Genomic DNA, 11,937 nt, shown 5'->3' on the forward strand with positions numbered 1-11,937 from the left:
GTGAAAAAAGACGAACCCGAGGGTGCCGCAGCCCCCTCGGGTTCGTGAACATCGGATGTCGTCAGCCGACCTTGAGCAGGTCGATGATGAAGATCAGGGTCTTGCCGCCGAGGAAGTGGCCACCGGCGGGGCCGTAGGCCAGGTGCGGCGGGATCACGAGTTCGCGGCGTCCGCCGACCTTCATGCCCGGGATGCCGTCCTGCCAGCCCTGGATCAGGCCACGGAGCGGGAACTGGATGCTCTCGCCGCGTCCCCACGAGGAGTCGAACTCCTCGCCCGACTCGTACTCGACACCGGCGTAGTGCACGGTGACGGTGTCGCCGGGCTTGGCCTCGTCACCGTCGCCGACGATGATGTCGCGGATGACGAGGTCGGAGGGGGCGGGGCCGCTGGGAGCGTCGAACTCCGGCTTGGTGCGATCAGTCATGGGTCCATCCAAGCACGCCCGGCCCCTTCGAAAAGCCCCTGGACAAAGACTCAGCGCCCGGTGCCGCGGCGATGCCTGCGTGTCTCCCGGGCGCTGAGTTGGCCTACATCGATGGTGCTCCCGCGTCGCCGCGCTGTCAAGACCCCGGTGCGGCGGACGCCGGCGCGGGGCACAGGAAGCAGCAACGGGTCACCCCGCCTCACGGCGCGAGCAACGCCGCGCGTGCCGCCGTCGTCCGCTCCAGCAGCTGACGCTCGGTCGCCACCGCGTGCGGATCCCGGCCCGAGAGCGCGCGCTGTCGCGCGGCCGCGAGGGCGGTGGCATCCACGATGAAGCTGTTCATGATGCCGGAGCGGTCGCCGCGCAGCGTGCGCGCCCAGGCCACCGCCGAGCGGCGTCCGGGGGCGGTGGCGAGCATCTCGACCTCTTGCGGGGTGAACCACCCGGCGTCGGCGTATTCGCCGAGGCGGGCGCGGGTGAGCCGGGACTCCTCGCGGCGGAGCAGCAGGATGCCGACGATGAACGCCACGAACAACGGCACCTGCAGCGTCGCGTACACCTCGAAGAAGTTGAAGAACGTGGCCGATCCGTTCCACACCGCGTGCAGCACGATCGCCCCGATCAGTCCGGGAACGGCGTAGCTCAGCGCCTGGCCCGTCCGCAGCGACCGCCGCGCCGCCAGCCCGAAGGCGAAGCCGGTGAGGCTGGTGAACATGACGTGAGCGAACGGCGACAGGACCGCGCGGAGGAAGAACGTCGTCGCGACCTCCCCCGGACCCCCCTCGAGGTATCCGATCGCGAAGTACTGCACGTTCTCGGTCAGCGCGAATCCTGCGCCGATGAGGGCGCCGTACACGATCCCGTCGACGGGCCCGTCGAAGAAGCGACGCGCGAAAGCGTAGAGGAGCAGCACGCCGAGACCCTTGGCGACCTCTTCGACGATCGGCGCCTGAACGACCGAGCTCACGGCATCCGGCAGTCCTCCCGTGACCACGGTCACCAGGAGGTCGACGCCCAGCGCGATCGCCACCGAAGCCACCGCGCCCCACGCGGCCGCAAAGATCAGCAGGCGGCGCGGCTCGGGTTCCCACCGGTCGATGTAGCGCACCACGAACCAGACGACGACGAACGGGATGGCCGCCAGCACGAGCCCGGTGAAGGATGCCGCGGGCCCGAGGAACCGCGTGAAGTACAGCACCAGCAACGCCAGCACCGGAACGAGCAGCGCCGCGACGATCCACAGCGCCACTCCCCCTCCGCGCAGCCGGGGCGGAGCGGCCGAGACGGCGACGGGCGGGGTCGTCGAGATGCGGGCCGGCTGCCCGGGAGAGGGCTGAGAGAGCGGCGAGGGGTAGCTCATGCGACACAGCCTAGGGGCCGTCCGGAGACTCGATTCGAGGGTTGTGGAACCGGTCGACGCGGGGCGCCCGGTAGCGTGGAGGCATGCGTTTCGCCCACGTCCGTTCCCCGGAAGGGGCGGAGTCCCCTCGACTGGTCAGCGTCTACGCCGAAGAGTTCTCCTTCGTCGACGAGTTCTTCGACGGTGCGCCCCGCACTCTCGAGCAGCTCATCGTCGGCGGCGACGAGCTCCTCGAGCGGGTTCGGGATGCCGCGCCCTCCGCGCCACGGCATCCGCTGTCCGGTGTCGCCTTCGCGTCGGCGGTGCTCGCTCCCCCGTCGATCCTCGCGGTCGGCTTGAACTACGCCGCGCACTCGGGCGAACTGGGCTTGAAGACCGACGCCGGCCCGACCGTGTTCGTCCTGTGGCCGAACTCGCTCACCGCGCACGAGGCGACGACGTCGTGGCCCCGCGCGCTCAGCGAGGCGGTCGACTACGAGGCCGAGCTCGGCGTCATCATCGGCCGCCCGGGCCGAGACGTCGCCGAGGCCGACGCCCTCGAGCATGTCTGGGGCTACACCGTGGTCAACGACATCACGGCGCGCAACATCCAGTTCTCGGAAGCCCAGTGGTCGCGCTGCAAGTCGTTCGACGGCTTCACCCCGACGGGTCCGTTCGTCGTGACGGCCGACGAGATCCCCGACCCGCAGGACCTGCACATCTGGACCGTCGTCGACGGGCACACGGTTCAGGATGCCAGCACCGGCCAGATGGTGCGGTCGGTCGCGACGCTCATCCACAAGTTGTCCGAGTCGGCGACTCTCCTGCCCGGAACCCTCATCTCGACGGGAAGTCCCGGAGGCGCGGGCTACTCGCGCGACCCGCAGATCTTCCTCCGCGACCGCTCGACCGTCACCGTCGGCATCGACGGGATCGGTGAGCTGACGACGCACTGCCGCATCCTGGACTGACGGCACGACACGCGAGAGGGGCGGGGCCGAGCGGTCCCGCCCCTCTCGCGTTCGCTCACTCCTCGACGACGCTGTCCGCGGCGCGCTGAACCGGGATGGCCTGCGTGATCGGGTGCAGGCCCGACAGCCGCGCGGGCGACAATTGCTTGGTGACCTCTTCGCGAGACATGAGCCCCGCCTCGACGACGAGGTCGGCGACGTTGCGGTGCGTGAGCAGGGCCGTCTTCGCGAGCGCCGCAGCCGCCGCGTAGCCGATGAACGGCGTGAGGGCGGTGACGACGCCGACCGAGGAACCGACCATCGCACCCAGACGCTCGCGGTTCGCCGTGATTCCGTCGACGCAGTTGACGCGGAGCGTCCACATCGCCTGGCGCATCCAGGTGATCGACTGGTAGATCGAGTGCGCGATGACCGGCTCGAAGGCGTTGAGCTGCAGCTGGCCACCCTCGACCGCCATCGTCACGGTCATGTCGGCGCCGACCACAGAGAACGCGACCTGGTTGACGACCTCGGGGATGACGGGGTTCACCTTGCCGGGCATGATGCTCGAACCCGCTTGGCGCGGCGGGAGGTTGATCTCGCCCAGGCCCGCCTGCGGACCGCTCGAGAGCAGGCGCAGGTCGTTGCAGATCTTCGAGAGCTTGATCGCGTTGCGCTTCAGCGACGACGAGAACGACATGAAGGCGCCCGTGTCGCTCGTCGACTCGACGAGGTCGGTCGCCGTCTCGAGGTCGAGACCCGTGATCTCGCGCAGGTGCCGCAGCACGGCCTTGCCGTATCCCGCGTGCGCGGTGATGCCCGTGCCGATGGCCGTGGCGCCCATGTTGATCTCGTACAGCAGGTACGCGTTCTCGGTGAGCCGGCTGTAGTCCTCGCCGAGCGTGGTGGCGAAGCCGTGGAACTCCTGCCCCAGCGTCATGGGCACGGCATCCTGCAGCTGCGTACGGCCGACCTTGAGGACGTCGTGGAACTCGTCGGCCTTGACGAGGAACGACTGACGCAGCAGCGCCAGCTCTTCGAGAAGGCTCTTCAGCGTGAGGGCGAGCCCGATCTTGATCGCGGTCGGGTAGACGTCGTTCGTCGACTGACTGCGGTTGGTGTCGTCGATCGGCGAGAGGAACGCGTAATCGCCCTTCTCGCGCCCCGCCATCTCGAGCGCGATGTTGGTGATGACCTCGTTCGCGTTCATGTTGGTCGAGGTGCCGGCGCCGCCCTGGATGACGCCCACCGCGAACTCGTCGTGGAACTCGCCGTCGATCACTCGCTGCGCGGCGCGGTCGATGAGGTCGGCCTTCGCCGGGTCGAGCACGCCGATCTCGCGGTTGGCGCGGGCCGAGGCCTGCTTGACCATGGCGAGGGCGCGCACGAGGTCCGGATACACCGAGATCGGTCGCTTGGCGATCGGGAAGTTCTCCAGCGCGCGGGCGGTGTGGATGCCCCAATACGCGTCGAGGGGGATCTCGAGCGTTCCCAGGGAGTCGGTCTCGGTGCGGGTACGCGTCTTTGCGTCCAGAGTCATGTGTCGTCCTTGTGGGGTCACGTGAAAGGGGATGCCACGAGCCTAACCACCGGAACCACGAGCACCCCTGGACGCGACGGCCTGTCGGCATCCTCGGACCGTCCGCGGTGTCGGTTGCGGGCGCTGCGCTCGGACATGGCGGGCGAAGCGGTCGGCTCGGTGGGCAGCGGCGGCCGGGCGCGGCGCTCGGCATCGGCGGGCGCGCCGGCGGTGTGGCGGCCGGCGCGGCGCGGAACGGTGACCGGCACCGCCCTCAGCGCTTGCGCGAGAAGGCCTCGAGCCGCCCCTCGGGGGTGAGGGCAGCCATCTCCTCGACCCACGCGGGCGTGAAGTAGCCCGAGGTGTCGGCGTCGACCACCGGGACGACGGCGTGGGTGATCGTGTCGTCCCAGACGTGCACGAGGTGGAAGGACTGGCCGGCATCCATGCCGTTGACCTCGTCGGCCGGGCGGGCGAGATCCATCGTGTAGCAGGACGCGGCCGCGACACTCACGGGCACGCCCGCGAACGTTCCCGACGTCGAGTAGTGCAGGTGCCCGGCGAGGATCGTACGGACGTCGCTGCCCGCGATCGCCGCCGCGAGTCGGGGTTGGTCGCGGAGCTCCAGGATGTCGAAGAAGGGGATGTGCGTCGGGAGCGGCGGGTGGTGCAGGGCGAGGATCGTGCCGAGGGGTGCGGGGGTCGCGAGCTCGCCGCGCAACCACTCCAGCTGCTCGGCGTCGAGGTCGCCGTGGTGCCAGCCCGGCACGGTCGAGTCCAGCGCGATGATACGGAGTCCGTCGAGGTCCCACACGCCGGTCACGGGCTCGAGCGACGGCTCTCCGTCGAGGAGACCGGCGCGCAGCGCGGGGCGTTCATCGTGGTTTCCCGCGACCCAGACGACCGGCGCTCCGAGACGCTCGGCCCACGGCTCGACCGCCGCGCGCAGCGCCCGGTACGCCTCCGGCTCGCCGAGGTCGGTGAGGTCACCCGTGAACACGACGGCGTCGGGACGGACGCCGGTGGCCTCGGCGGCATCCAGTGTCCGTCGGAGGTTCGCGGCGGTGTCGTACCGCTCGCCGAGCAGGCGATCGCCGCCCAGCAGATGGGTGTCGCTGAGGTGGAGGATCACACGCCGCGCGGGCGCGTGCTGACCGAACTGCACGGATGCCATGGGCTCAGCCTAGAAGAGGCCTCCGACACGCGACCCGCGAGCGCACCGTCAGTGGTTGAAGAGGATCAGCAGCAGGGCGCCGAGGACGGCCGCCGCGCACACCCCGAAACACAGGTACGCACCGACGAGAGCGATGCGCTTCTGCCCGTCGCTGAGCGGATTGCGCGCCGCCGCCTTGGCCGCCGCCTTCTCGGCGCGGCGCCGCTGCTTGTCGGTGAGCACGGTGATGGCATCCGTGAACTCGACCGGCGCGACCAGGGGCGGGCGCCCGCCGCGCACGAGCAGGCGCAGCCCGAGGGCGTAGAAGGTCACCACGATCGAGGCGCCGATGATGGCGGCGACGAAGACGTGGAGGAAGGCTTCCCAGTCGATGGTCACGCGTCGTCCTTCCCGGAGCGCTCGAGACGGCGTTGGCGACGCGTCGGGCCGGGCTTGCGCGGCACCTTGACGGCGGCTCCCGAGTCGGCGACCTCGCTCATCGCGTTGGCCGAGGTGACCGAGTCGCGGCGCGAGCGGAGGAAGAGGCCGAGGATGATCGCGACGGCGATCACCGCATCGACCGCGACACCCCAGCCGCCCAGCCACACCACGATGAGCGCGGCCGCGGCGCCCACGGCACCCGCGGCGGGGAGCGTCAGGACCCAGCCGATCATGATGCGGCCGACGGTGTTCCAGCGCACCGTCGATCCGCGGCGCCCGAGGCCCGAGCCGATGACCGAGCCGGACGCGACCTGCGTGGTCGAGAGGGCGAAGCCGAGAGCACTGGATGCCAGGATGGTCGCCGCCGTCGACGTCTCGGCCGAGAAGCCCTGGGCCGGCTTGACGTCGGTGAGTCCCTTGCCGAGGGTGCGGATGATGCGCCAGCCGCCCATGTAGGTGCCGAGGGCGATCGTGATGGCGCACGCGAACACGACCCAGATGTGCGGATCCGGATCGGATGCCGACTGCCACCCGACCGTGATGAGGGCGAGGGTGATGACGCCCATCGTCTTCTGCGCGTCGTTGGTGCCGTGCGCCAGCGCCACGAGCGACGAGGTGAAGATCTGCCCCCAGCGGAAGCCGTCGCGGCCGTCGGCCTTCGTGTCGTACCGGCGGGTGACGCCGTACGCGATCTTGGTGACCGTGAACGCGATGATGCCGGCCGTGAGCGGCGCGATGAGGGCGGGGAGGATGACCTTGCTGAGCACGACGCCCGTGTCGATGGCCGAGACGCCGACGCCCACGAGGGTCGCGCCGATGAGACCGCCGAACAGCGCGTGCGAGGAGCTGGAGGGAAGCCCCAGCAGCCACGTCAGCATGTTCCAGGTGATCGCGCCGATCAGGCCCGCGAAGATGATCGGCGGGAAGATCTCGGGCGAGAGCTGATCCTCGCGGATCATGCCTCCCGAGATGGTCTTCGCCACCTCGGTCGACAGGAAAGCGCCGACCAGGTTCAGACAGGCCGCGAGGAGGACGGCGACCTTCGGTTTCAGCGCACCGGTGGCGATGGGCGTGGCCATCGCGTTCGCGGTGTCGTGGAATCCGTTGGTGAAATCGAAGAACAGTGCCAGGCCGATGACCAGCACGATGACGAGGGCTGCGCTCTCCACCGTTCGCTTTCCGTGAGGAGGAAGAAGGGATGCCGACGGGATCGGCGCGACGAACGAAGAGTTCACCTGGAGTTCGACACCCGTTCACCGAGGTCGCGTGGAAATCATGTCACCGGCGACCACGACGGTCAAACCGGGCGGCCCGAGGCCGCGGCATCCGCAGGTTCTTCCCGGCTGGGGAACGCCCAGGCGGAGTGTCGGTGCGGCCGACTACCGTAAAGGGGTGACCGATATCGACGTTTCGTCCGTTCCGCCCGTCGCCGCCCGTCGTCCCGTCCCCCGCTCGCACCATGGTGACACGTTCGACGATCCCTACGAGTGGCTGCGCGCGAAGGACGACGCCGAGGTCGTGGCGCACCTCGAGGCCGAGAACGCCTACACCGACGCGCGCACCGCGCACCTGGCATCCCTCCGCGACGAGATCTTCGGCGAGATCAAGGGACGCACGCTCGAGACCGACCTGTCCGTCCCCGTTCGTCGCGGCGACTGGTGGTACTACGGACGCACCGTAGCGGGCGCCCAGTACGGCATCCAGTGCCGCGCTCCCCTGACCTCGCCCGACGACTGGACCCCGCCGCAGCTCTCGCCCGACGAACCCGTCCCCGGCGAGCAGGTGCTCTTCGACGGCAACGTCGAGGCCGAGGGCACCGAGTTCTTCTCGCTCGGCAGCTTCGAGATCTCGAACGACGGCACGCGCATGCTGTACGGCATCGACGTCGCCGGCGACGAGCGGTACACCGTGCGCGTGCGCGACCTGACCACGGGCGAGACGCTCCCCGACGAGATCCCCGGCACGTTCTCGGGGGCGACGTTCTCTCCCGACGGCCGCTTCATCGTGTACACCACCGTCGACGACGCATGGCGCCCCGACACCGTCTGGCTGCACGAGATCGGTACGGCGGTGGATGCCGACGAGAAGCTGTTCCACGAGCCCGATGAGCGCTACTGGGTCGGGGCCGACTTCACGCGCAGCGACCGCTATCTCGTGATCGGCGTGGGTTCCTCGATCACGTCGGAGGACCGTCTGATCGACGCCGACGACCTGCGCGGCGAGGCCCGCATCGTCTGGCCCCGGCGCGAGGGCGTCGAGTACTCCGTCGATCACGCGGTCGTCGACGGCGAGGACGTGTTGTACATCCTCCATAACGACGGAGCGCTCGATTTCGAGCTCGTCCGGGTCCCGGCATCCGATCCCCAGGGTCCGCGCGAGACGGTGGTCCCGCATCGCGTGGGCCAGCGCCTGCTCGGCGTCGACACCTTCCGCGACTGGGGCATCATCGCGTACCGGCGCGACGGGCTCGCCCGCCTCGGCATGCTCTCGTACGCCGACGGAGCCGTCGACGAGATCGCATTCGACGAGCCGCTCTACAGCGTCGGAAGCGGGGGCAACCCCGAGTGGGCGCCGCCCGTCCTGCGGCTGGGCTACGGCTCGTTCGTGACCCCCGGCACCGTGTACGACTACGTGGTCGCGACCGGCGAACTGCTCCTGCGCAAGCGGCAGCCGGTCCTCGGCGGCTTCGACCCCGCCGACTACGGGCAGGCCCGCGTCTGGGCACCCGCCGACGACGGCACGCGAGTGCCCGTGTCGCTCGTGTGGAAGCGCTCGTTCGGCGAGCCCGGCTCGACACCGCGACCGGTGCACCTCTACGGGTACGGCTCGTACGAGCACTCGATCGAGCCCGGCTTCTCGGTGCCGCGCCTGTCACTGCTGGACCGTGGCGTGATCTTCGCGGTGGCGCATGTGCGCGGCGGCGGAGAGATGGGGCGCCAGTGGTACGAGGACGGCAAGCTCCTCGCCAAGCGCAACACGTTCACCGACTTCGTCGCCGCGGGGCGCCATCTGGTGTCCGAGGGCTACACGACCCCCGATCGCATCGTCGCCGAGGGCGGCAGCGCCGGCGGCCTGCTCATGGGCGCGGTGGCGAACCTCGCGCCGGAGCTGTTTGCCGGCATCCTCGCCGACGTGCCGTTCGTGGACGCGCTGACCACGATCCTCGACCCGTCGCTCCCCCTCACCGTCATCGAGTGGGACGAGTGGGGCGACCCGCTGCACGACGCCGACGTGTACGCGTACATGAAGTCGTACTCGCCGTACGAGAACGTGCGCTCGGGGGTGGAGTACCCGCGCATCCTCGCGGTCACATCGCTCAACGACACGCGCGTGCTGTACGTCGAGCCCGCGAAGTGGGTCCAGCGCCTGCGCGAGGTCGGCGCCGACGCCCTGCTGAAGTGCGAGATGGTCGCCGGCCACGGCGGCGTCAGCGGCCGCTACAACGCGTGGCGCGAGCGCGCGTTCGAGCTGGCCTGGCTGCTGGACGTGCTGGGGCTGGCCGAGTAAGCGGGGCGACCGCTGCGACCGCGTCCGGCGGCTGCATGTCCCACTTTGTGCAGATCTGGAGCCTCCTTTCCGCACAAAATGGGACATGGTTTTGACAGTGCGCTCAGCGTGTCCCCTTTTGTGCAGATACGGAGCCTCCTTTCTGCACGAAGTGGGACATGAGCCGTCGGAACCGCTGTTCCTCCCCCGCGCGGCGATAGAAGAGGTCATCCACGGATAACGCGATCGGGTGAGCAACGGCACGCGCAACACCGCCATGCTCGGCGGATGGTCGACGAACCTCGAATCTTCTCCGTTCGGGATGCCGTGGCCTCGGGCCGCTCCCGCTTCGCGCTGCGTCATGTCGGTGTCAGGGCGCCGTACAGTGGCGTCCGCTCATCCGCTGCACCGCCCGCAGTGGACGACCTCGAGGCGCGCGCGGCGGAGTACGTCCCTCTGCTCCGGAGCGGGCAGTTCTTCAGCCACGAAACGGCGCTGGGGCTGCTCGGCGCGCCGCTTCCGCCTTTCCCTTTCGTCCCCGGCATCCACGTGTCGGCTCATCGTCCAGTTCGCGAGCCCCGCGTGAACGGCATCCTCGGACACCGTCTGCAGGCACGGGATGCCGCGACGCTCCTGACGCGGCGTGGCTGGCCGGTCGAGCATCCCGTGCGTGCGTGGCGGCAATGCGGGACGCTGTGGAGAATCGACGACCTCGTCGCAGCCGCGGATTTCCTCCTCACGGACGCCGTGCCACGAATCGAGGCGGACGAACTCGCCGCTGAGATCGCGCGCATGGGCGACACGCGGAAGCTCCTCCTCACGCGGGCCCTCAGCCTCAGTCGCTTCGGTCCGCGCTCCGCCTCTGAGACACGGCTACGGTTGCTGCTGATCCGTCACTCTCTCCCGGAACCCGAGATCTCCGTGGTTCTCCGTGATGCGAGCGGGACCTTCGTCGCCGAGCTCGATCTCGCGTATCCCTCGTGGAGGGTGGCCGTCGAGTACGACGGGCGCGTCCATGCCGAGGACATGCGCCAGTTCGCTCGGGACGCCGACCGCTGGGATGCCATTCGGGAGTGCGGTTGGGAGCACGTCCGCATCCTGTTCCACCACACGCGAGGAGATGGCGCAGTGGCGGTCCGAAAGGTGCGCGAGGCGCTCACACGTGCCGGATGGCGGCCATGACGCACATGGTGTCCCACTTTGCGCAGAAGCCTGCGCCCGAACTCGCACAAAGTGGGACGCGTGGAGCGCGGGAGTGCACCGCCGCCGCAGCCCGCACGCAGGGATGTCCCACTTTGTGCAGGAATCTGCGATCAGACCTGCACAAAGTGGGACACCCGGGTGGGACGCCGCGCAGCGACGACTGGGCGTTGGCGCTCAGTCGCGGCCGGCGGCTGCGCGAACGGCGACGCCCCGCCCCGCGCGAAGCGGGACGGGGCGTCGAGGCGAAAGGCTCAGCCGAACAGCGCCGCAGCCTCTTCGTAGCGGTACAGGGGAACGCTGTTGAGCTCACCCAGCGCGTCGGCGAACGGCACGCGCACGATGTCGGTGCCGCGCATCGCGACCATCTGGCCCCAGGCGCCCTCGTGCAGGGCGTCGGCGGCGTGCAGGCCGAGGCGCGTCGCGAGCACACGGTCGAACGCCGAGGGCGAGCCGCCGCGCTGGATGTGCCCGAGGACCGTGGCGCGGGTCTCGATGCCGGTGAGACGCTCGATCTCGGGGGCGAGCAGCTCGCCGATGCCGCCGAGGCGGGGGCGGTTGAAGGCGTCGAGGCCCTTGTCGCTGAACGCTTCGTCCATGCCCTTGAGCTTGAAGCCCTCCGACACGACGACGAGGGGCGCGCGGCCGCGGTCGTGCGCGCGCGTGACCTGTTCGACGATCTCGTCGATCGACATCGGTACCTCGGGGATGCAGATCACGTGGGCGCCCGCCGCGATACCGGCGTGCAGGGCGATCCAGCCGACGTGACGCCCCATGACCTCGGCCACCATGCACCGCTGGTGCGAGTCACCCGTGGTGCGGAGGCGGTCCATGGCATCCGTCGCGATGTTCACGGCCGTGTCGAAACCGAACGAGTAGTCGGTGGCGCGAAGGTCGTTGTCGATCGTCTTGGGAACACCCAGCACGTTGATGCCGTCCTTCGACAGACGGTCGGCCGCGGCGAGGGTGCCCTCGCCACCGATCGCCAGGATGCCGTCGAGCCGGTGCCCGTACATCGTCTTGGAGATGTTCTCAGCACCGCCGCGCACGCCCTCGTAGGGGTTCGTGCGGCTGGTGCCGAGGATCGTGCCTCCGACCTTCGACAGACCCTTCACCTCGTGGCGGGTCAGCGGGAAGAAGTCGCCGTCGACCACGCCTCGCCATCCGTCACGGATGCCGACGAACTCGATGTCGTAGTTGGTCGTGCCCTTCAGCACGACGCCACGGATGACCGCGTTGAGACCGGGGCAGTCGCCGCCGCTGGTCAGGATGCCGATCTTCATGGGCAGAGTCCTCTGGTGCTGTGGTTCGGGTGGAGGGAGGCGCCATTGCCGTCTTCGACCCTATCGCCGCGGGCGGGAACGGTGCCACACGGCGGCCCGGATGCCGGCACCCCGGCCCGACCGCCCTGTTCGAGCAGGC

At 69.6% G+C, this 11,937-nt stretch carries 10 protein-coding genes; 3 read left to right on the forward strand and 7 right to left on the reverse strand.

The window, feature by feature from the left end; translation table 11 throughout:
- Positions 1-61 precede the first annotated feature (61 nt).
- Positions 62-427, reverse strand: coding sequence for an FKBP-type peptidyl-prolyl cis-trans isomerase (locus AB0O24_RS03770; protein ID WP_013583439.1), 366 nt, complete (start codon positions 425-427; stop codon positions 62-64).
- Between the two features lie 199 nt (positions 428-626).
- A complete protein-coding gene (locus AB0O24_RS03775; protein ID WP_363372653.1) occupies positions 627-1,787 on the reverse strand; it encodes a PrsW family intramembrane metalloprotease in 1,161 nt (386 codons plus the stop codon).
- An 83-nt stretch (positions 1,788-1,870) separates the two neighbouring features.
- Between AB0O24_RS03775 and AB0O24_RS03780 the strand changes: the two genes are divergently transcribed.
- Positions 1,871-2,737: a fumarylacetoacetate hydrolase family protein gene (locus tag AB0O24_RS03780; protein ID WP_275800047.1), complete on the forward strand. Its 867-nt coding sequence runs from the start codon at positions 1,871-1,873 to the stop codon at positions 2,735-2,737.
- 55 nt (positions 2,738-2,792) lie between these two features.
- Here AB0O24_RS03780 and AB0O24_RS03785 read toward each other — a convergent pair whose 3' ends face one another.
- The 4 genes from AB0O24_RS03785 to AB0O24_RS03800 form a co-directional block, all read right to left on the reverse strand.
- Positions 2,793-4,256, reverse strand: a complete 1,464-nt coding sequence (locus AB0O24_RS03785; protein WP_275800048.1) for an aspartate ammonia-lyase — start codon at positions 4,254-4,256, stop codon at positions 2,793-2,795.
- A gap of 253 nt (positions 4,257-4,509) precedes the next feature.
- Positions 4,510-5,409 (reverse strand): phosphodiesterase, encoded by a 900-nt coding sequence (locus AB0O24_RS03790; protein ID WP_275800049.1) that lies wholly within the window; start codon positions 5,407-5,409, stop codon positions 4,510-4,512.
- Positions 5,410-5,457: 48 nt separating this feature from the next.
- The gene (locus AB0O24_RS03795) at positions 5,458-5,787 is read right to left on the reverse strand and encodes a peptidase (RefSeq protein WP_275800051.1); all 330 of its coding nucleotides are present in this window, start codon (positions 5,785-5,787) and stop codon (positions 5,458-5,460) included.
- Positions 5,784-6,998, reverse strand: a complete 1,215-nt coding sequence (locus AB0O24_RS03800; RefSeq protein WP_058597707.1) for an inorganic phosphate transporter — start codon at positions 6,996-6,998, stop codon at positions 5,784-5,786. The genes AB0O24_RS03795 and AB0O24_RS03800 overlap by 4 nt, the downstream gene beginning before the upstream one ends.
- A gap of 223 nt (positions 6,999-7,221) precedes the next feature.
- Between AB0O24_RS03800 and AB0O24_RS03805 the strand changes: the two genes are divergently transcribed.
- Positions 7,222-9,336, forward strand: coding sequence for a S9 family peptidase (locus tag AB0O24_RS03805; protein WP_363372658.1), 2,115 nt, complete (start codon positions 7,222-7,224; stop codon positions 9,334-9,336).
- Positions 9,337-9,603: 267 nt separating this feature from the next.
- A complete protein-coding gene (locus AB0O24_RS03810; protein WP_363372659.1) occupies positions 9,604-10,497 on the forward strand; it encodes a hypothetical protein in 894 nt (297 codons plus the stop codon).
- A 272-nt stretch (positions 10,498-10,769) separates the two neighbouring features.
- Here the strand turns inward: AB0O24_RS03810 and AB0O24_RS03815 are convergent, their stop codons facing one another.
- A complete protein-coding gene (locus AB0O24_RS03815) occupies positions 10,770-11,798 on the reverse strand; it encodes a 6-phosphofructokinase (protein WP_363372662.1) in 1,029 nt (342 codons plus the stop codon).
- Between the last annotated feature and the right edge of the window lie 139 nt (positions 11,799-11,937).

The sequence above is a fragment of the Microbacterium sp. NPDC086615 genome (assembly GCF_040686055.1).
Classification (GTDB): Bacteria; Actinomycetota; Actinomycetes; order Actinomycetales; family Microbacteriaceae; genus Microbacterium.